The 20,465-nt window shown below is 56.5% G+C and carries 20 protein-coding genes and 1 tRNA gene; 13 read left to right on the top strand and 8 right to left on the bottom strand.

All coding sequences use genetic code 11. The features are described from left to right. The first annotated feature begins 74 nt into the window (after window positions 1–74). Window positions 75–944: a branched-chain amino acid aminotransferase gene (locus tag AC4GMC_RS08115; protein ID WP_487879322.1), complete on the top strand. Its 870-nt coding sequence runs from the start codon at window positions 75–77 to the stop codon at window positions 942–944. Window positions 945–1,473: 529 nt separating this feature from the next. Further along, complete coding sequence (locus AC4GMC_RS08110) at window positions 1,474–1,803, top strand: DUF2794 domain-containing protein (RefSeq protein WP_487878739.1); 330 nt, start codon at window positions 1,474–1,476, stop codon at window positions 1,801–1,803. 4 nt (window positions 1,804–1,807) lie between these two features. Here AC4GMC_RS08110 and AC4GMC_RS08105 read toward each other — a convergent pair whose 3' ends face one another. From AC4GMC_RS08105 to AC4GMC_RS08095, 3 genes are read right to left on the bottom strand one after another with little or no spacing between them, the layout of a single operon-like run. Then, window positions 1,808–2,662: a C40 family peptidase gene (locus AC4GMC_RS08105; RefSeq protein WP_487878737.1), complete on the bottom strand. Its 855-nt coding sequence runs from the start codon at window positions 2,660–2,662 to the stop codon at window positions 1,808–1,810. Beyond that, window positions 2,659–4,056, bottom strand: coding sequence for a leucyl aminopeptidase family protein (locus AC4GMC_RS08100; RefSeq protein WP_487878738.1), 1,398 nt, complete (start codon window positions 4,054–4,056; stop codon window positions 2,659–2,661). Before AC4GMC_RS08100 ends, AC4GMC_RS08105 begins: the two co-directional genes overlap by 4 nt. A 59-nt stretch (window positions 4,057–4,115) precedes the next feature. Next, window positions 4,116–4,496: a hypothetical protein gene (locus tag AC4GMC_RS08095; RefSeq protein WP_487878685.1), complete on the bottom strand. Its 381-nt coding sequence runs from the start codon at window positions 4,494–4,496 to the stop codon at window positions 4,116–4,118. Window positions 4,497–4,648: 152 nt separating this feature from the next. On the opposite strand from AC4GMC_RS08095, the gene AC4GMC_RS08090 reads away from it, so the two are divergent. Beyond that, the gene (locus tag AC4GMC_RS08090; protein WP_487878684.1) at window positions 4,649–5,299 is read left to right on the top strand and encodes a carbonic anhydrase; all 651 of its coding nucleotides are present in this window, start codon (window positions 4,649–4,651) and stop codon (window positions 5,297–5,299) included. On the opposite strand, the gene AC4GMC_RS08085 is transcribed toward AC4GMC_RS08090, so the two are convergent. Continuing rightward, the gene (locus tag AC4GMC_RS08085) at window positions 5,263–5,502 is read right to left on the bottom strand and encodes a hypothetical protein (RefSeq protein ID WP_487878683.1); all 240 of its coding nucleotides are present in this window, start codon (window positions 5,500–5,502) and stop codon (window positions 5,263–5,265) included. The two genes, AC4GMC_RS08090 and AC4GMC_RS08085, sit on opposite strands and share 37 nt — an antisense overlap. Before the next feature lie 156 nt (window positions 5,503–5,658). Here AC4GMC_RS08085 and AC4GMC_RS08080 point away from each other — a divergent pair, with 156 nt between their 5' ends. Further along, window positions 5,659–6,024, top strand: coding sequence for a hypothetical protein (locus tag AC4GMC_RS08080; RefSeq protein ID WP_487878682.1), 366 nt, complete (start codon window positions 5,659–5,661; stop codon window positions 6,022–6,024). Here AC4GMC_RS08080 and AC4GMC_RS08075 read toward each other — a convergent pair. Then, window positions 6,021–7,043 carry an aspartate-semialdehyde dehydrogenase gene (locus tag AC4GMC_RS08075; protein ID WP_038005577.1) on the bottom strand — a complete coding sequence of 341 codons (1,023 nt, stop codon included), beginning with the start codon at window positions 7,041–7,043 and terminating at the stop codon, window positions 6,021–6,023. The genes AC4GMC_RS08080 and AC4GMC_RS08075 overlap by 4 nt on opposite strands. Before the next feature lie 169 nt (window positions 7,044–7,212). On the opposite strand from AC4GMC_RS08075, the gene AC4GMC_RS08070 reads away from it, so the two are divergent. Both AC4GMC_RS08070 and AC4GMC_RS08065 read left to right on the top strand, forming a co-directional pair. Further along, the gene (locus AC4GMC_RS08070; RefSeq protein ID WP_487877468.1) at window positions 7,213–8,454 is read left to right on the top strand and encodes a Coenzyme F420 hydrogenase/dehydrogenase, beta subunit C-terminal domain; all 1,242 of its coding nucleotides are present in this window, start codon (window positions 7,213–7,215) and stop codon (window positions 8,452–8,454) included. Beyond that, window positions 8,423–10,279 (top strand): ABC transporter ATP-binding protein, encoded by a 1,857-nt coding sequence (locus AC4GMC_RS08065; RefSeq protein ID WP_487877469.1) that lies wholly within the window; start codon window positions 8,423–8,425, stop codon window positions 10,277–10,279. Before AC4GMC_RS08070 ends, AC4GMC_RS08065 begins: the two co-directional genes overlap by 32 nt. 4 nt (window positions 10,280–10,283) lie before the next feature. Here the strand turns inward: AC4GMC_RS08065 and AC4GMC_RS08060 are convergent, their stop codons facing one another. After that, window positions 10,284–10,874 (bottom strand): alpha-1,2-fucosyltransferase, encoded by a 591-nt coding sequence (locus tag AC4GMC_RS08060; protein ID WP_487877470.1) that lies wholly within the window; start codon window positions 10,872–10,874, stop codon window positions 10,284–10,286. Window positions 10,875–11,276: 402 nt separating this feature from the next. Between AC4GMC_RS08060 and AC4GMC_RS08055 the strand changes: the two genes are divergently transcribed. From AC4GMC_RS08055 to AC4GMC_RS08045, 3 genes are all read left to right on the top strand, one after another. Beyond that, complete coding sequence (locus AC4GMC_RS08055) at window positions 11,277–12,326, top strand: glycosyltransferase family 4 protein (RefSeq protein ID WP_487877471.1); 1,050 nt, start codon at window positions 11,277–11,279, stop codon at window positions 12,324–12,326. After that, entirely contained in the window at window positions 12,323–13,954 is a 1,632-nt protein-coding gene (locus tag AC4GMC_RS08050; RefSeq protein WP_487877472.1) for an LpxL/LpxP family acyltransferase, read from the top strand. Before AC4GMC_RS08055 ends, AC4GMC_RS08050 begins: the two co-directional genes overlap by 4 nt. Before the next feature lie 66 nt (window positions 13,955–14,020). Beyond that, window positions 14,021–15,436 (top strand): L-serine ammonia-lyase, encoded by a 1,416-nt coding sequence (locus tag AC4GMC_RS08045; protein ID WP_487877473.1) that lies wholly within the window; start codon window positions 14,021–14,023, stop codon window positions 15,434–15,436. A 19-nt stretch (window positions 15,437–15,455) separates the two neighbouring features. Here AC4GMC_RS08045 and AC4GMC_RS08040 read toward each other — a convergent pair whose 3' ends face one another. Further along, on the bottom strand, window positions 15,456–16,493 hold the full coding sequence (locus AC4GMC_RS08040; RefSeq protein ID WP_487877474.1) for a LacI family DNA-binding transcriptional regulator: 1,038 nt from the start codon (window positions 16,491–16,493) through the stop codon (window positions 15,456–15,458). 136 nt (window positions 16,494–16,629) lie between these two features. Between AC4GMC_RS08040 and AC4GMC_RS08035 the strand changes: the two genes are divergently transcribed. The 4 genes from AC4GMC_RS08035 to AC4GMC_RS08020 all read left to right on the top strand — a co-directional run bounded on the left by AC4GMC_RS08035 (window position 16,630) and on the right by AC4GMC_RS08020 (window position 19,549). Beyond that, window positions 16,630–16,706, top strand: a tRNA-Arg gene (locus AC4GMC_RS08035). A gap of 156 nt (window positions 16,707–16,862) precedes the next feature. Continuing rightward, window positions 16,863–17,714, top strand: a complete 852-nt coding sequence (locus tag AC4GMC_RS08030; protein WP_487878487.1) for a transketolase — start codon at window positions 16,863–16,865, stop codon at window positions 17,712–17,714. Then, window positions 17,711–18,757 carry a transketolase family protein gene (locus AC4GMC_RS08025; RefSeq protein ID WP_487878486.1) on the top strand — a complete coding sequence of 349 codons (1,047 nt, stop codon included), beginning with the start codon at window positions 17,711–17,713 and terminating at the stop codon, window positions 18,755–18,757. The genes AC4GMC_RS08030 and AC4GMC_RS08025 overlap by 4 nt, the downstream gene beginning before the upstream one ends. Window positions 18,758–18,790: 33 nt before the next feature. Beyond that, a complete protein-coding gene (locus AC4GMC_RS08020; RefSeq protein WP_487878485.1) occupies window positions 18,791–19,549 on the top strand; it encodes an SDR family NAD(P)-dependent oxidoreductase in 759 nt (252 codons plus the stop codon). 71 nt (window positions 19,550–19,620) lie between these two features. Here AC4GMC_RS08020 and AC4GMC_RS08015 read toward each other — a convergent pair. After that, window positions 19,621–20,465: fumarylacetoacetate hydrolase family protein (locus AC4GMC_RS08015; RefSeq protein ID WP_487878484.1), on the bottom strand; the 845-nt coding region annotated here is incomplete at its 5' end.

The following is a 20,465-nucleotide window of genomic DNA, read 5'->3' as shown; positions in this document are numbered from 1 at the left end:
CACATGAAATGCGCAACAAAATGTCCGTTCCGGACCTATATCGCGCAACATTTGCAAATTTGGAGGAGCGAACGATGGCGGGAGGGTATGATGACCGCGACGGTAAAATCTGGATGGATGGCGCGCTTGTAGATTGGCGCGAGGCCAATGTGCACATTCTCACCCATGCGATGCACTACGCGTCCTCTGTGTTTGAGGGTGAGCGGTGCTATTCGGGTAAGATCTTCAAATCGCGCGAGCATTCTGAAAGACTGATCCAGTCGGGCAAGCTGATCGACTTTGATCTGCCATACACGGTCGACGAAATCGAAGCCGCCAAGCAGGCCGCGCTTGAGGCCAATGGCCTACAGGACGCCTATGTCCGCGCGCTGGCCTGGCGCGGAGCCGGTGAAGACATGGGTGTCGCCTCGGCGCGCAACCCAGTCCACATGGCCGTGGCCGTTTGGGAGTGGGGCAACTATTACGGCGACGCCAAGATGAAGGGTGCCAAGCTCGACATCGCCAAGTGGAAGCGCCCCTCGCCCGAAACTGCGCCATCCCAAGCGAAAGCCGCTGGCCTGTACATGATCGCGACCATGTCCAAACATGCCGCCGAAGCCAAAGGCTGTTCTGACGCGATGATGTTCGACTATCGCGGCTATGTGGCCGAGGCGACGGGTGCGAATATCTTCTTTGTCAAAGATGGTGAAGTGCACACCCCCAAGGCCGATGCCTTCTTGAACGGGATAACCCGTCAGACCGTGATCGGGATGCTTAAGGACAAAGGCATAGCTGTGCATGAGCGGGTGATCATGCCCGAAGAACTGGAAGGTTTTCAGCAATGTTGGCTGACGGGTACGGCTGCCGAAGTCACCCCCGTGGGCGAAATTGGCGACTACAATTTTGAGGTCGGCGCGCTGACCCGCGAAGTCGCAGAAGACTACGAAAAACTCGTACGCGCCTAAATCGCCCGTATACGTAAGCAAAAGTGACGAAACCCCCGCCACTGGCGGGGGTTGCTCGTTCCGGATCATTTTGACCACGTTTTTGATTGCAGGTCCCCGACGCAACGTACTGGGTGGGGGCAAGAAACCGCCGCGCCGGGGTGAGCACATGCTCTCTACAGGAATACATATGCCCCTCGACTATGACCTGAGTGCGCAGCCCTCGCGGCAGCCTTGGGGTCCTTTCAGGGCAAAACGGCGACAGGGTTAACACCCCAGAAAACACGAAACCCCTCGGGCTGTTTTCAGCTCCGAGGGGCGCTCGTTCCGGCTCTGACTGGCCTGTTATTCTGACGTAGGCCCCGACGCGGCATACTAGGTGGGGGCAAGAAATCACCGCGCCGGGGTTCGAGATTGCTCTCGCTACGTAGGATTTTTATGCAGAAGCCTCATGGCAGATTCGCGCTAGTGCGGCGGCTTTGACAGGGTGTTTTTGAGACGAATTCGCGGCGAGGCTTGCTTTGGTCGCTCACCGGGGTACCTTTTGGATATGAACATACAAACTTCGTCCTATCCGGCGCAAAGCGTGCATTTCCATCGCACAGAGCTGAATATCATCCTCGGACTGTATGGCCGCATGGTCGCTGCCGGAGAATGGCGGGACTACGGGATTTCTGCGCTGAAGGAAGTCGCGGTTTTTTCGGTGTTTCGGCGTACTGCGGAACAACCGCTTTATCGGATCGAAAAACGGCCCAAGTTGGCCAACCGCCAAGGCGCCTATGCGATCATCGGAATGGATGGGCAAATCCTAAAGCGCGGGCACGACTTGCAGACAGTGCTGCGCGTGCTTGAACGCAAACTGATCCGGTCTGTGACGTAAACCCTTAGTTGTCTGGTAGCTTAAGGCGTTTTTTCGAGACGATATCACCCACCTTGCCATCACGGAACCGATTGCGGGTTTCCACGATGGGTTCATACGCGACGGCCATATGGTGTGCATTCGCATGAATTAGCACATCCTCACTCGCCATAATCCCGACGTGCCCGTCCCAGAACACCAGATCACCGCGCAGATACGGCTCTCCGTGGTGGAGATCACGGCCAAGACTGCGCTGTTGGTCGCTGTCGCGCGGACATTCCATGCCACAGGCCAAAAGCGCCATCTGCACGAGACCCGAACAATCGATCCCCCAGCGCGAAGACCCGCCCCACAAGTAGGGGGTGCCGAGCAACAGGTCCGCTACGCCAACGGGGTCCGAGAACCGAGCCTTGAGCGGCTGCACATGCGCGCGCGGCACAAAATGCCCTGTGGCGATCTTCACAAAATCACCGTGGTCGGCGACGACTTTGACCTGACTTCCAAAGAAAATAGCAACCTCTGGCGGTGCTTTGATCTCAGGCTTGGGGTACAGATGGGTGGCGGGCGCGGCGACCCAGTGCGAAGGCTGCTCTTCACCACCCAGCGCGCCGGATACCACATAGCCGCAATAACCATCACGCTCTGCCTGTCCAAAGGCATAGCCGTCCCGTTCGTCAATCACGCGGAACCGTTCGCCAAAAAGAAGCTGCGAGGCACGCTTGCCCCGGGGTTCATCCATCAGATTCAAAAGCGGCTGCTTTACGGATTTGACCGTGCCTTTAACAAAGCGCGCGGCCTCGACTTGGCCCTTGAGTTCAAAGGCCGCGGCGTGGCCGTTGGCCGGTATCATGCGCTGGTCAGTCGTTGACATGTCATTCATAAATTTAGCACCTCCGGAAGTGCCTCTAGTATGGCCCGCGCGCCCACCCCAACGCCACCCTTCGGGCGCGCAGGCTGTGCGGTTGGTTGCCATCCGTAAATGTCGAAATGCACAAAGCGTGCCGTATCCGTTACAAATCGATCAAGAAAAAGCGCGGCAGTAATAGACCCTGCCATACCACCGCTTGGCGCATTATCAAGGTCAGCAATCTTTGGTTCAATCATTGCGTCGTAAGGCCGGTGCAGCGGCATCCGCCACAGCGGATCACGCACACGCGTGCCGGCCGCCGCCAATGAAGCAGCAACGTTGGCATCATCAGTGTAAAACGGCGCAAGGTCCGGGCCAAGCGCCACACGCGCCGCACCCGTCAGCGTCGCCATGCAAATCATCAAATCTGGCGGTGTTTCATCGGCAAGCGCCAAGGCGTCGGCCAGAACAAGCCGCCCTTCGGCATCGGTATTGTTCACTTCAACGCTCAGCCCTTTGCGCGATGATAGGATGTCACCGGGGCGGAAAGCATTGCCAGCGACCGCATTTTCCACCGCAGGGATCAAGACCCGCAGCCGAAGCGGTAGATCCAGCGCCATAATCATATGCGCAAGACCCAAGACCGTGGCCGCGCCCCCCATATCCTTTTTCATCAACCCCATTGATGCACCGGGTTTCAGGTTCAGCCCGCCCGTGTCAAAACACACGCCCTTGCCAACCAGCGTCAACGTGGGTCCGGTATCGCCCCAGGTTATGTCCAACAAGCGCGGCGCCTGTTCCGCCGCACGACCAACAGCATGAATCATTGGTAAGTTGGCAGTCAGCAAATCGTCGCCAATGGTTGATTTGACCTGAGCACCAAAGACTGCGCCCAGATCGCGCACCGCTTGTTCCAAAGCCTCGGGCCCCATGTCCGATGCAGGGGTGTTGATCAGATTGCGGGTCAGGATTTCACCGGCGGCAATCGCCTCAACCCGAGAGGCATCAATGCCCTCGGGTGCGACCAGCTTGGCGGTTGGTGGTGATTGCGTTGCATACCGATCAAACGCATACCCACCCAAAAGCCAGCCCAAGGCGGCCTCACTAAGATCGTCACCTTGTAGCGGACCGTCCAGTTTGTACGTGCCCGTTTTCAACGCGTTCAATGCACGCGCCACCGCAAAACGGCCCCGAGCATGCGCCGCAGGCTTGCCCCACCCCATAAGCACGGCAGACAATTCGCCATCTTCGCCAGGCACGCGGAGGATTTCGCCCAAACCCGCACGAAAACCACAGCTTTCTACCCAAGTCTGCAGACGCTCTGTCTGAGCGCCCATCCAATCCGCAAACGTTTCTTGCGGCAGAATGTGGATAGGCGTAGCCGCCGCATCAGGCGGAGCAAACCGGGGCAACGTATCCGAGGGCATGGCGCAAACCTTTCAGTTGTTCCATGCAACCTACTAACCCCAGCCCCTGCCGCAAGCCCTTAGACGGATATGTCCTCAACAGACCAGATCGCGTGGACCGAATTATCGCCAATGCGGTGCAAACGGCCCATAGTCGCCGCAACGCCGACCAGATCGCTCTTCTTGATACATGCGCGCACATCGCGGGCTACTCGTGCCATCGTCGTCATTCCGATCTGGCCTGCGATCCGCGTTAAGCTTGCGCAGATTTGATCCATCCCAGCATAGCTTTGTTCGGCAAACAGCACTTCAAGTGCTGCCATTTTAATCGCTATCTGCTCAAGCGCCCGCGCGATCACTTTTTCTGCCGCATCCTCTCCGTAGTCTCGGCACAAGGCCTCCAATCGCTCTGCATCAAATCGCACAGCCTCATCATAACGTAGCGTTGCTATCGTTTTCATATCCCACACTCCACATAACTGCGCCCCCACAGTTGACGCTTACACTGCACCAAAAATGTGAAGAAAGCCTTTCACCCTGCGGCGACAAATCACTCGAATTCCCGCCGTTTCCGACATAGAAGCGATACAAATTCTATGAAAAGATGCCCAAAATGAAGCATGCTCAGCCGCTGCCAGCCACCCTACTCCAACGATATCACGGATGGCGCGCCACTACGTTCAACGCGAATAGAGCATGGTATCAAAGGCTTGCCCAAGAAGGGCAGCGACCACGATGCATGATTATCTCCTGCTGTGACAGTCGCGTTCACGTAACAGCCTTGTTTGGCGCCGAACAAGGTGAGTTCTTTATTCACCGCAACATCGCAGCCCTAGTCCCGCCTTTTCAGCCAGACGGCGATCACCACGGGACATCCGCCGCTGTTGAATATGCGGTGACAGCACTGAAAGTGAGCCAAGTCATCGTCCTAGGCCATTCAAGCTGTGGTGGCGTTAAAGGATGTCATGAAATGTGCCTTGGCAATGCGCCAGAGCTAGAAAAAACAGAAAGCTTTGTTGGCCGTTGGATGGACCTACTGCGCCCTGGCTTTGAACAAGTCCGTGACATCGCAGACGAAGATGCACGCCTCGAAGCACTTGAGAAGAAAGCGGTTCTTGTTTCGCTAGAAAACCTGATGACCTTCCCCTTTGTCGCCGACCGCGTCATGGATGGCTCGCTCGCGCTGCACGGCCTTTGGACCGACATCGGCCAAGGTGGTCTACATATCTACGACGCCAAAGCGGACTTATTTGTTGAAGCCTGACGTTTTCGCTTAACCGGCGGCATATGCGCCGACAAGAAACCGTTCTTTCTGTCGGCCTTTTCTTTCTTTTGCGCCCACAAGGCCGCCTCAGCAGCGTTTGCCTCAAACGCTTCATCACGTTCGAGTCGCAGAATCATTTCGCGCATTTCAGCGGAAGTTGGTTCTTCGTCTTTCTTAGACAATTTCTTCAATATCTTTTGCATAGTACGCTCCGCTGGACGTGCCCCGATGGATCCGTTGTAGAACGATTTTCCAAAGAAATCCTCTATGCTGAAGCACGGATTTGAAGCGCATTTTATCAAACTAAGAACCGGCCGAGGATTCAGATAGTTTTAACTAAGTACACCGAAACTGGAAAAATGGATGATCAGTCGGCACAACAGATTCGTTCCAGGCAGGCGCAAGCTTGGAAGCTGCGCGATAAACTTGCCCGCGATATCGCACTAGCGCAGGATTGGACCGACCTACAGTTGCGACTAGCGGCGCATGGCTATACCTTTAGACCGGCTGGTGGTGGGCTTGCGCTTTATCGGATCAAGGGGAATGTGCGGCTTTGCAAAGCTGGGGCGATTGGGCCTGCGTATCGACAACTTGCACTGCGGTTCAACGCACCCTTTCCCGGTCACCTCCATGCTCATCTGGACACCAGTATCCCAAACGAAAACGGGGTCGGACCCAATACTGAATCCGACCCCAAAAACTATATTCTAGTGGAGAAATACTAGCCCTTTTTCAGGACCCGATTGCCCAGTGTTTCTGCGATCTGCACAGCGTTCAACGCAGCGCCCTTGCGCAGGTTGTCCGACACGCACCACAGGTTCAAACCATTTTCGATCGTGCTGTCCTGACGGATACGGCTGATGAATGTGGCGTAGTCGCCGACGCACTCAACCGGCGTGACATAGCCACCGTCTTCGCGCTTATCCACCACCAAGATACCGGGCGCTGTGCGCAGGATTTCACGGGCTTCGTCTTCGTCCAAGAAGTCCTCGAACTCGATGTTAATCGCTTCGGAGTGGCCGACAAAAACAGGCACTCGCACGCATGTTGCGGTGACTTTGATGCTAGATTCGATGATCTTTTTCGTTTCCGCCACCATCTTCCATTCTTCTTTGGTCGATCCGTCGTCCATAAAGACGTCGATGTGCGGGATAACGTTGAACGCGATCTGTTTGGTGAATTGGGCTGGAGCAGAGTTGCTCGTGGGATTGTAGACCGCCTTGGTCTGATCCCACAGCTCGTCCATGCCGCCTTTGCCCGCGCCGGACACGGATTGATACGTGCTGACCACAACGCGTTTGATGCGCGCGCGATCGTGCAGCGGCTTCAGCGCCACAACCATTTGCGCGGTTGAGCAGTTCGGGTTGGCAATGATATTTTTCTTGGCGTAGCCATCGACGGCTTCGGGGTTCACCTCTGGTACGACCAGCGGAATGTCCGGGTCGTAGCGATACAGCGATGAGTTATCGATCACGATGCAGTTCGCCTTGGCGGAGCGTGGCGCGTGCTCTTTGGTCGCCTCAGAGCCAACAGCCCAAAGTGAAATGTCCCAGCCCGTGAAGTCGAACGTGGCAAGGTCCTGCGTCTTGAGAGTTTTGTCGCCAAAGCTCACCTCTGTGCCCAGCGAACGACGGCTCGCCAGAACGGCGATCTCATCAATGGGGAACTGACGTTCAGAAAGAATATTCAGCATTTCGCGGCCCACATTTCCCGTGGCGCCAACGACGACGACTTTATAGCCCATCTCCGGGTCTCCTCTCGATCAGGACGGGGCCTCTTAGCCCAGCGCGCTGTCAGAGGAAAGGGCTATGGGGCCACAACCGCCATGACATTTGGTGATTGGGGTGCATCACGTTTCATGTGTCAACAAAACTAGACATGTGGTAGCGTGACATCAAAATCGAGATAGCACCATGCCAGACGCCGCATCACCCCTGACCGCACCCACCCCTGCCCCGGCCTTGCCACGGGGCAAGATGTGCACCGATTGCGGCCTATCACGGATGAAACTGGCGGCGGAATGCGGCCGCGCCTGCCAGTTCACAACGCCAGATTTCCCTAAGCTTGAGAGCCAAGTACACGGCGCACCCCGCGATAAGGCTGACGAAGACGCTCGTTTTTTCGGGCCGCATATTGCCATGCACCGCGCCACGATGCGGACACCGAAGCCCGGCGCGCAATGGACTGGGATCACGACATCGCTTGCCGCAAAGCTGTTGGAAACCGGGGCGGTGGATGCGGTGTTAACCCTCGCGCCCGCGGAAGATGATATCTTTCGCCCTGTACCCGTCATCATCACCGATCCTGCGGATATGGCCCGTGTGCGCGGGATGCGCATGGGATACGCCCCACTGTTATCCTTGCTGGACCCGGCTGCGGAGGCCGGGCATAAACGCCTCGCGATCATCGGCATCCCCTGTCAGGTGCACGCTCTGCGCAACATTGAGGCCCAGCTTGGATTGGAGCGCTTGTACGTCATCGGGACACCCTGTTCCGACAACACAACAACAGAGAATTTCCACGACTTCCTAGCTCTGCTGACGGACAAACCCGAAACAGTTACCTACCTTGAGTTTCGGGCCGATTATCGGGTCGAAGTCCGGTTCGAAGACGCAAAGACCAAACTGATCCCTTTCCTAGCCCTGCCGATCAGCGACCTACCCGACGACTTCTTTCCGCTAACGTGCCGGACCTGTACCGATTATACCAACGCCCTAGCAGACATCACCGTCGGATACATGGCCGGTGAGGGCGAGCAGTGGTTAATTGTACGCAACGCGCGCGGGCAAGAAATGCTGTCCGCTTTGGGCAACGAAATCCGGTTGGCGCCTGTTCGGTCTTCGGGCAAGCGCGCAGCTGCGGTCAAGGGATTTGCCGAGAACACGGCACGTGCCGCAGGTGGCTTACCTCTGCGGCGGATGCCCGATTGGGTCCGGCCAATCGTGTCGTTTCTCCAGCCTCGGATCGGCCCCAAAGGCCGGGAATTCGCCAAGGCTCGGCTGGAAATGAAAGCGGTTGAAACGATCTTGCATCTACGCCGCGCGGCCCCTGCCCGTATGAAACACATGATACCCGATCATGTTTGGGCGCTGGCAGCACCCTATGGCCTGCGACCAGAACACGATGAGCGCAAGACGCCCCCCAAAGCCCCCTGACCGCGCGCGGGCGCTGCACCACTTGGCGCGCGCCGCAGAAACGGGTAAGCCGACGCAACCCAAGGACACCCGTGACATCACCGTGACTTCTGAACCCCAACGCCATCCTTTCGCCCGCCTGTGGCACAGCTACCTGCGCAAGCATTTGCCGTGGCTGATGCTAGCCGCCGTTTTGATGATCATCGAAGGCAGCACATTGGGCGCGCTCAGCTACATGCTAGAGCCCATGTTCGATGAGGTTTTCGTAGCGGGCCGCAGTGATCTGGTTTTTTGGGTCGGGCTCGGAATTTTTGGTTTGTTCGCAGCACGCGCCATTGCCGGTATGACCCAACGGATCATCATGGCATCGGTGTCATTTCGGACCTCCAGCGCTCTACAAGAGGACCTGCTGGCCCATACCCTGAACCTCGATAATGCGTTTTATCAAGCCAACCCACCCGGTGTCTTGATCGAGCGGGTCCAAGGCGACGTCTTGGCCATTCAGCACACATGGAACACGCTCATCCTAGGGGCAGGTCGAGACACCATCGCGCTAATATCACTGATGATTGTAGCCATCCTCGTGGACCCAATGTGGACACTTGTGGCCGTTATCGGCGCGCCGCTTTTAATGGTGCCTTCCCTGATCGTGCAGCGTTATATCCGCAAGAAAAGCTTTGCTTTGCGTGATATCGCCGGTCGCCGCACCACACGCCTAGATGAGATTTTCCACGGGATCACCCCCATCAAACTGAACACGATGGAAGCCTACCAAAAAAGCCGCTTTCGCAGCGTCACGGCTGAGCACATCACTGCCTCGGTCAAGACACAGGCCGGCAACGCAACTATCCCCGGCATCGTGGATTTGTCGGTTGGTTTTGGGTTCTTTGCGGTGATGCTCTACGGCGGGCAACAGATTATTTCGGGCGAAAAAACCATAGGTGAGTTCATGTCGTTCTTTGCGGCAATGGCCCTCGCATTTCAGCCGATCCGAAGGCTCGCGAACCTCGCGGGCATGTACCAGATTATGATGGCGAGTTTGACGCGCATCTATGACCTACTCGACACTCAGCCGACCATTACTGCCGCCACTAAGGCACCCGCAACGCCTGCGGCTCTGGACGTACATTTTGACGATGTGAGCCTTTCATATGCCGATACGCCCGTCCTACGCGGGCTCAATTTCACGGCTCCGGCAGGCAAGACAACGGCTCTCGTTAGTCTGTCTGGCGCCGGGAAAAGCACAATTTTTAACGCTTTGACCCGGCTGGCTGATCCACAGTCGGGCACGGTTCGCTTGGGTGGCGAGGATATCCGCAGCTGGCCCTTAGAGGACCTGCGCAGCTTAATTTCAGTGGTCTCCCAAGAAACACTGCTCTTTGACGAAACTCTGCGGGAAAACATCCTCGTGGGCCGAACCGATGTGAGCGAAGATCAGATCATGGCTGCGATAGAGGCCGCACATGTTGCCGATTTCATAGGTGACTTGCCCGATGGCCTCGACAGTCCCGCTGGGCCGCGCGGTTCCAATCTGTCCGGTGGACAGCGGCAACGAATAGCCATCGCGCGCGCCATCCTTCGCGACACTCCAATCCTCCTGCTGGACGAAGCCACGTCGGCCCTAGACACCAAATCCGAAGCTTTGGTGCAGGCTGCGTTGGAACGTCTATCCGCAAATCGCACGACACTGGTGATTGCCCACAGGCTTTCGACCATCCGAGCCGCCGATCAAATCCTTGTTCTAAGTGAGGGCCGTGTGGCAGAGCGGGGTACTCACGACGAATTGCTCAGCAAAGGCGGGCTCTATACCCAACTCAGCGCCCTGCAGTTTGACGGCCAGGATTAAGCGATCAAATCGCAAGCCAATGGTTGGGCAGAATGTCGGGGTTTTGGCGCGCATTCACACCAAACCATTGCGCGGGTGCAACGACCTTCTGCGTCGATGATGCGCCAAGCCAGGCACCCCACAAAGAGAATGTAGAATTGGCAATAATGTGATGCTGGCAAGCAGCCATGAGGCGCAGGTCTTCATAATGATCATCTGCTGAATTATGCCCTATTACGGTAAATGGACGCGGCAGAACCAGCGTCTCTCGACACCAATCTGGATCGTTGGAAAACACGAAAAGCTCAGGCTCTCGGCCTAAACGCGCCTCCAACTGTGCAATGCCCCGTGCATAGTAGTCAGGCCCAACACTGCCATGGGTCGCAGCCGCCTTGGCGTCCGCCACGTAGTCGCCTCTTCGCAAGTGCACAGCAGTCGCTCCGGACGTTTCACCAAGGCGCGCAAGCCAATCTGCATTCTCCGCGCTTGGCGGTGTCACAACCTTAAAATCATCGCGGATTTGCGCTTCACAATCCTGGAAATAGAGCTCGCTTTGGAAGTAGCCGTGCAAATATACATTGTCGCCTGCGTTCAAAATGGTCGTATTAAAGCCCAAATCAGTTTCCCACAAAAATTGAGGTGATCGACCAAATGCGCGCCATGCGGCATATCTTAGTCGCTGTGTACGATCTGGCTGCAAAGATGCCTCGCTTTGCACTTTGGTATCAAAGTGATGAAGAGCAGGCTGCAGCCAAGCATGCTCAGCGCGCTTTGCTTCACGGTCATCTATTGCGAGCGGCACGCCCAATCGTAAAGAAAGAGCACGCCCAATCGTAAAGAAAGAGCACGCCCAGTGGCGTACTGAAATAACTGATTCCCAAGACCTCCCAGCAAGCGAACAGTGATCATCTCAAGAACTCATCCTTTTCATGGCGTACATCTTTGTAGCACCCCTAGCATCGCAGCGCCAAGCCGCCTCAGGCTGGTAAAATAAGAAGGGATAGGTCATAGCTCAACCATGTCTTCGCCTGCGCTTATTGTTACCAATTTCAACCCGAACTTTACCGGGGTGTCCGCGACTGCGGCGACTGTCGTTCGTGGTCAAATGCAGCGGTACGATCTCCGACTTGTTGGAGCCGCATTACCCGGTTGCCCGACGCCGACGCCCCTTAGAGAGGCGCGCAAACTGTGCCGCATTGCCCAGAAACCCGTGATTTGGCATGTGCGACGTAACCCTGAAATGCGTGTAGCGATTTGGGCACGCGATGTCCTGCGCTTGCCGATCCGGATCGTCTTCACCTCCGCTGCGCAGCGACGGCATTCTGCATATTCCCGATGGCTGATTTCTCGTATGGATGCCATAATTGCGACGACGAATGCGGCCGCAACCTATGTCTCAAACGTTCGTGCGATCGTCCCATACGGAGTAGATACCGATCTTTTTGAGCCTGCAGGAAATCGCGCCTCAGCTTGGAGAGAATTGGGATTTGGCGGGACGCGGGGTATTGCTTCTGTCGGACGGATTCGCCCGGAGAAGGGTAGCGATGTTTTTGTGGATACACTCCTAAAACTGCTCCCAAACACATCTGACACAGTGGCCTTGATCATCGGCAAAATCGCTGCAAAAGATACCGCATTTGCCGGTAGTCTGAAGAAAAAAATTGCAGCAGCAGGCCTATCAGAGCGGATCATTTTCACAGGGGAAATACCTCCTGAATCGCTACAAAAAATCCTGCCTGCACTTAGCCTTCTGGCAGCCTTACCACGTTACGAAGGCTACGGCATGGCCCCGCTAGAGGCTATGGCCTGTGGGATCCCGTTCGTAGGATCAGATACAGGGTATTTCGAAACATTTAGTGATGCAGGCCGAGCCGGTATAGTTGTGCCGGTTGGTGACAGTGAGAGGGCGGCGCAGGCCATTCAATCTCTTTTGAATAACCCCAAAGAACTGGCGCGCATGTCTAGTCACGCTCTAGACGTCGCTTGCACCCGTCACAGCGCGAAACAAGAGATCGACGGTATCGACGCAGTATACCAAGAGTTGTGGGGAGAGGCTGCGAGCGCATGAACATCAAGGCCTACATTATTCACCTAGAACGCGCGACGGCTCGTAAACCCATTGTCGCGGACTTGATTGCCGCCTTGCCGATACCCACCGAGGTGTTTCCTGCAATAGATGGCGCCGCACTTGATCACGATACGCTATACTCCAACGTTGTGCGAAAAAGCCATTTGCGACCTCACTATCCCTTTGAGCTCTCTAAGGGTGAGATTGCCTGTTACAAAAGCCATCGCGCCATTTGGCAGAAGATTGTGGATGAAGACTTAGATGCGGCGCTAGTCATTGAAGATGATGCAGCGATAGACCTTGAGACCTTCGGACCCGCTCTTGAGCTAGCACAAACCTGTATTGACGACTTCGGTGTAATCCAATTCCAAACACGACCTGCACCACATGGCGCAACAGTTCTTGCACAAATGCAAGACGTACAAGTGGTGAGGCCTCGCATCACGATGTTACGCACGACAGCAGCCATAATCTCAAAGTCCGCTGCCGCGCGTTTGCTGGCGGCTTCCAAGATGATCGATCGCCCTGTAGATTCATTCATGCAACTAACAGTAGCCACCGGCCAGTCTTTGGTGGTGGTCGCTCCGTCTGGCATTTCCGAAGTATCCGATCGTATTGGCGGCACTACCATTCAAAAGCGCAGGAAAAGCAATGCTGAGCGGATTGCACGTGAATTTCATCGTGCGAAATATCGCTGGGCTGTACGCCGCGCGAGCACTAAACGATCACCAGCTCCGAGCCTAAAGAACGCAAACTACCGCATACAGGCCATTCTCATTCGCTGTTTTCTAAGCCTAGCCAAAATATTGCCGCTTCGACTTCGCACGGCTCTTGCCGGGCACATGACTAATGCCGCCATTCATCTTGTGCCAAGCTTGCGACGACGAGCTGGAGATAACCTGCATCGTGTGTTCCCAGACATGGACGAGGCTCAGCGGCGCCAAATCTTGGGACAAGTTGCACGCAACACTGGCCGAACACTCACAGAAATTCTATTCAATCAAGAATTTGCGGCACAAGCTGAGACGATACCGATCAATGGCCCGGGCTTAGACTCTCTGCACGCAGCACGCGCGACAGGAAAAGGCGCCATAATCGTTTCTGGCCATTTCGGTCAATGGGAAGCAATCCGACATGCTCTCAAGGCCCAAGGCCTTGAGACGGGCGCCCTTTATCGGCCCAACAATAACCCTCACTATGAGCCTCTCTTTCGCCGCGGGATCAAAGCCGGGGGCGCCCCCATTATTGCGCGTGGTTCTGCTGGCAACCGCAACATGATCAAACACATTAGGTCGGGTGGATTTATTGCCCTTTTGATGGATCAATATATTCAAGACGGCACCACGCTAACGTTTATGGGGCATCCCGCTGTAACTTCTTTGTCAGCGGCGCAAATGGCTCTGCGGTATGACCTGCCTCTTGTTCCAATTTTTTCCAAACGCACGCGCGATGGTTTTGAAATTATCGCCGAAGAGCCTATTCCGCATACCCACGCGCGCGAAATGATGCAGACTTTTAATGACCGGCTCACAGCCCAGGTCCGAGCCGCGCCTGGGCAGTGGCACTGGCTGCATAATCGCTGGAAAATTGGCCAATGGAATGACCCCACTCCGTCGCACGAGGCGTGAAAAACGTCGCTCAGAGCGACCATTTTTCAGGACATGCGCCTTAGTCTTCGCACGGGAGGAAGCGCCATGTTTCTAAGTATTTTCGACATTTTCAAAATCGGCGTTGGGCCATCATCCTCCCACACGATGGGTCCAATGACAGCGGCTGCGCGGTTCTTGGACGATTTGCGCGGTGGCCGCGAAAAGGAACCCGGTGCTGGCGAACTGGCTTCGGTTGCGGCATCGCTACACGGCTCGCTGGCGTTTACAGGCAAGGGACACGCGACGGATCGCGCGGTTATCCTTGGGCTGATGGGTTTTCTGCCGCATACACTTGATCCCGACGCGGCTGAGGCACTTGAGGCCAAGTTACGCACGCAAAAAACGCTGTCACCCGAAGGGCTGCCCACCCTAGCATTTGATCCCGACGCAGATCTTGTTTTTGACTACGGCCCCGCCCTTGAAGGACACGCCAACGGCCTGATACTCAAGGCTTTTGACACTTCTGGTCTCCTTTATATGCAGGAAACGTATTACTCGATCGGCGGCGGTTTTGTAATGACCGAAGCCGAGCTTGCAGCCAGCAAACATGGCGGTGCGGACGAATTTCACGCCGAAAAAGAAGAAGCGGGCTACCCCTTTCCCTTTGGCTCCGCCGAAGAAATGCTCACGATGGGTGCGAAAAGCGGCAAGTCCATTGCCCAGATGAAGTGGGCCAATGAGGTCAGCCACATGGATGCTCAAACGCTTGATCGACGTATGAGTGAAATTTGGGGAGCCATGGACGGCTGCATCGAACGCGGGCTGCGGATGGACGGCATTTTGCCCGGCGGCCTGTCGGTCAAACGCCGCGCGAAGGCGATCCATGAACAACTGCAACAAGAGTCCGGGCAAAACCTAGCTCAACCTCATGTCGTGAATGACTGGCTATCGGTCTATGCTATGGCCGTGAATGAGGAAAACGCCGCAGGTGGCCGCGTTGTCACCTCACCCACGAATGGAGCCGCCGGGGTCGTGCCTGCCGTGCTGCGCTACTACCGCGATCATTGTATTGGCGCGACCGAAGAGGGGCTGCTCACTTTCCTTCTGACAGCCTCTGCGATCGGTGGTCTGATCAAACATAATGCCTCTATATCGGGGGCCGAGGTCGGGTGCCAAGGTGAAGTCGGTAGCGCATCTGCAATGGCGGCGGCCGGGCTATGCGCCGCCCTAGGTGGCACGAATGAGCAAATCGAAAATGCGGCCGAAATCGCGCTAGAGCATCATATGGGTATGACCTGTGATCCAGCTGGCGGGCTTGTTCAGGTGCCCTGTATCGAACGCAACGGTCTTGGCGCGATCAAAGCTGTGTCAGCCGCGTCGCTGGCCCTGCGCGGTGATGGCACACACTTTATGCCGCTGGACAATTGCATCGAGGCCATGCGCCAGACCGGGCTGGATATGAACATGAAATATAAAGAAACCAGCCTTGGCGGGTTGGCTGTGAACCTTCCGCAATGCTGAATTTCATGGCGGCTGATAGCTAAAGCTTAGGCCGCATCGTATCGCCTGCGCGGATCGTTGGCTTTAGTTCAATGCGCCGGTCCGTGCCCGCTTCAAACACATGCTGGCCCGCGATGATGCGTGCGGCTTCAATCCCGGTTTCACGACGACAGCTTTCTGTGGTCGCCAAAACGCGCGGCAATCCTTCTAGCAGCGTAAAGCCATTGAACCCTGCCAGCCCCAGATCGCCCCCCACATCCAGACCCTGCTCAAGGCAGTAAAGCAATCCACCAGCCCCCGTCAGATCATTGGAATAATACAAAAAGTCGAGATCTTTGGTCCGAGTAAGCATTTCATTCGTCATCTCACGACCTTTGGCAAAACCGGAGTTGCCCGAATAGAAAATCTGATCCGCAAGGGTCACGCCGGCTTCGCCCAAGGCGCGCTCCAGCCCCTCCATCCGCTTGCGCGCACGGTGATCGCCTTCGGAGGTCGTCGTCATAAAACCAATCCGCCGATACCCACGGCCGAGAATTTCCTGACCCATTTCATAGCCCGCACGCCAATGAGAAATCCCCACCGCCACATCGACCGGCTCACCGTCCACATCCATGACCTCAACAACAGGGCAGCCCGCATTGGCGAGCATGGCGCGAGAGGCCTCCGAATGCTCCAGCCCCGCAATCACAACGCCGGACGGGCGCCATGACAGCATTTCATACAGAACTTTTTCTTCTTTTTCCGGATCGTAGTACGTAGCACCGACGACGGGCTGTAGATCTGTGCCTTCGAGCTGTTCGTTAATCCCCGCCAAGACCTCGGGGAACACCATGTTGCTCATGGACGGAATAATGACCGCAACCAAGTTCACTCGATTGGACGCTAGGGCGCCGGCGATTTTATTGGGCACATAGCCCAGCATCCGCGCCGCTTCGAGAACTTTTTCACGTGTCTTCGCAGAGACATCACCCTGATTGCGTAGCACTCGGCTGACGGTCATTTCTGATACGCCCGATGCCTCCGAGACATCCCGAAGTGTTAACTGCCCGCGCCGCTCGTCGCCATTGCGTCCTGCCAATGAGGTATTCCTTGTACTCTGCCCTATTTTGTTAGCGCTATAGGCACGTGCTGATCAAGCGAAAGCCGGCCTTGAGGGCATGCGCACAAAAATAAACTGGCGAGGGTGATCTTTGGGAGGTAATGATCCCACCGCAGGCCCCGTGGCTCAACTGGATAGAGCAGCCCCCTCCTAAGGGGCAGGTTGCAGGTTCGAATCCTGCCGGGGTCACCATATCGGTGTTTCACCTACCCTCCCCTCGATGCCTCATAAAATGATGCGATGGGGGACTTACGCGAAATCACAAATGGTATACCAAATTTTGATTGCCAAAAGCCCAGAGTGGTGGTTCCCTCCGCATAGAATTTAGGCAACCGGAATGTCCGCCTCATGACCGACACGCCCCAATCGAACCTTCCTAACGTCAGCCTTGCGCAGCGCGCTTGGGCAATCCGCCGAAACGCCCTTTTGATGGGCGAGGTACAGGGCCAAGGCTACATCGGGCAGGCCTTGGGCGCCGCAGATTTACTGGCGGTCAGTTACTTCCACGCCCTAAACTACCGCCCCCAAGACCCGGAATGGGAAGGGCGCGACCGGTTTTACCTGTCCATCGGCCACTACGCGATTGCACTTTATGCAGCCCTGATGGAAGCCGGAATTCTGCCCGATGACGAGATCGGCACATATGGCATGGACGATAGCCGTATGCCGATGTCAGGCATGGCAGCCTATACCCCAGGAATGGAGATCACAGGCGGCTCCCTTGGGCATGGGCTAGGCATCGCAGTAGGCGCCGCGATGGGGCTAAAGCGCAAGCACAACCCAGCGTTTGTCTACAACATGATGTCCGACGGCGAGCTTGGTGAAGGCTCAACTTGGGAAGCCGTGATGTCAGCAGTGCAATGGCAGCTCGACAACCTGATCTGCATCGTGGATTTCAACGATCAGCAGGCCGATGGCAAAACGACCGATGCATTGGCCTCTGGACCACAAGCCCCCCAATGGGAGGCGTTCGGATGGCACGCCCAAGAGGTGGACGGCAATGACCTAGATGCTCTGGTCACGGCTTTTGATGCAGCGCGCGCGCTGACCGATCCAAAGCCACGCGTCATCATCTGCCGTACCCAGATGTGCAAAGGTGTACCCTTTCTAGAAGCCCGAGAGATGGCCCACTTTGTGCGGGTCGAGCCAGAGGAATGGTCCAAGGCACTCCAGATTTTGGATGAGGGGAAACCGACATGAGCGAACTGATCCCGCCCCACTCCCGGCGTAAATCCAAGTACGCTCCACGCAAGGCACCCGACACACGGCTGGCGACATCCGCGATGATCGCCTCGCTCGACGCAGAGGGGCGTGAGACGATTGCGGCCCCCTTCGGTCATGCCTTGACGGAACTCGCTCAAACGCGGGATGACATCGTTGGGCTGTCTGCGGATCTATCTAAATACACAGATCTGCACGTCTTTGCGAATGCGCACCCGGACCGGTTTTATCAGATGGGCATGGCGGAACAGGTGATGGTGTCGGCCGCCGCAGGCCTAGCCCGAGAGGGGTTTACCCCCTTTGCCACCACCTACGCCGTATTTGCGGCGCGCCGAGCGTATGATTTCATCTGCATGGCAATCGCCGAAGAAAATCTGCCTGTCAAAATCTGCTGTGCGCTTCCGGGACTGACCACGGGCTATGGCCCTAGCCATCAGGCCACCGAAGACTTGGCAATCATGCGTGGCATGCCCAATCTGACGGTGCTGGACCCCTGCGATGCGATCGACACGATGCAAGCCACCCACGCCATCGCCGACCACCCGGGTCCGGTCTACATGCGGCTGCTACGTGGCCAAGTGCCAAATGTGCTGGGCGAATACGACTACCAATTCAAACTCGGCAAGGCGCAGATGATCCACGATGGGACTGACGTTTTGTTCATCGCGTCGGGCTTTATGACAATGCGAGTTCTGGATGCTGCCAAAGCGCTCGCCCGCGATGGGATATCCTGCGCTGTTCTGCATTCGCCTACGATCAAACCGCTGGACGCCGAAACTATCACGCATGAGGCGCGTAAGGGCGGACGATTGGTTGTGACGGCTGAGAACCACTCAGTCACCGGAGGCTTGGGAGAGGCCGTTGCCGCCACACTGATGCGCGCAGGCGTGTATGTACCGTTCCGTCAAATCGGCCTGCCGGATGAATTCCTTGATGCGGGCGCTTTACCGACACTGCATCAACAATACGGCCTGACGGTGGATGCGGTCTGCGCCTCTGTCAAAAACTGGCTTTCTGAATGAACCGATTTTGAGGTCACGACCAAAGGACACCACATGACCCAACTGCTTGCCAATAAGACAGCAATCATCACCGGCGCGGCCAGCCCGCGCGGCTTGGGCAAAGCGACAGCGACCCTATTTGCCGAGCATGGCGCACGAGTGGTGATCCTTGATCTAGAAGCGGGCCAAGCCCAAGCAGCCGCAGCCGACCTGCCCGGCCAAAACCACATCGCCCGTGCATGCGATGTCACCGACCGAACCGCCTGCCTGTCCGTCGTCAAAGAACTGATCGGCACGCTCGGTCAAATTGACATTCTGGTGAACAACGCAGGCATTACTCAGCCGCTCAAGCTGATGGAGATCGCCCCCGAAAATTACGACGCCGTACTAGACGTGAACCTGCGCGGGACGCTTTATATGTCACAGGCGTTGATCCCCCACATGCGCGAACACGCGAATGGCAGCATTGTGAACATGTCCTCAGTTTCGGCTCAGCGGGGCGGCGGTATCTTTGGTGGGCCGCATTATTCAGCGGCCAAAGCCGGCATTCTGGGACTGACCAAAGCGATGGCGCGCGAACTGGCACCCGCAGGCATCCGTGCCAATGCGATCTGCCCGGGCTTTATCGACACCGACATCACGGCGGGCAAACTCACGCCCGAAATGCGACAATCTGTGTTGGATGGTATTCCAATGGGCAGGGCAGGCACCGCCGCAGACGTGGCCGGATGCGCCCTGTTTCTTGCGTCAAACCTGTCGGCATATGTCACAGGGTCCGAGGTGGACGTAAACGGCGGCTCTCTGATCCACTAACCATCCAAACGCAAAACACACGGCCGCTTCGGACCGTGTGTTTCCATGTCTAGTTCCCGAATAGCGATGCCTTATTCAGCGGCTTGCGCGACCTGACGCTGGCGGCCAAGTCCTTCAACTTCAACCTCCATCACATCGCCGGGCTTGAGGAAGCGTTGGGGCTTCATGCCCATACCCACGCCCGATGGCGTACCAGTGGCAATGATATCGCCGGGCTGAAGTTCCATGAATTGGCTCATATAGGATACGATTTCGCGGACCGTAAAGATCATGTCGTCGGTGCTGGAATCCTGCACCGTTTCGCCATTCAACGCCAGCTGCACGCGCAGGGCTTGTGGGTCGGCAACCTCATCGGCGGTCACAAGGTAAGGGCCGGTGGGGCCAAAGGTCGGGGCGGATTTACCCTTGACCCACTGGCCACCCTTTTCGATCTGGAACTCACGCTCAGACACGTCGTTGATGGTGCAATAGCCTGCCACATAGTCCAACGCATCGTCCTCGGAAACGTAAAGCGCAGTGCGTCCAATCACGACACCCAGCTCAACCTCCCAATCGCCTTTGACAGAACCGCGTGGAATGATCACCGGATCAAACGGACCGGACAAAGCCGACGAAGCTTTGGAGAACAGGATAGGTTCCTTGGGCGGCTCTGCACCGGTTTCTTCGGCATGCTTGGCGTAGTTCAGGCCGACGCAAAAGAAGTTCGGCACCGACGCCAAGCAGGACCCAATGCGCCCAGGCTCAGCCACCACTGGCAGGCTGTTCACATCAATTGCGCGCAGGGCCTCAAGCGCCTCAAGCGAGACCGATGTACCCGCAAAATCGGTCACATGCGCAGACACATCACGGACGTTGCCGTCTGCGTCCAAAACGCCGGGTTTTTCTTGGCCCTTGGGGCCAAAGCGCAAGAGTTTCA

It is taken from the genome of Thalassobacter sp. (assembly GCF_982993085.1).
Note: the sequence above shows the minus strand (reverse complement) of the source record. Positions and strands in the feature narration are given on the sequence as shown.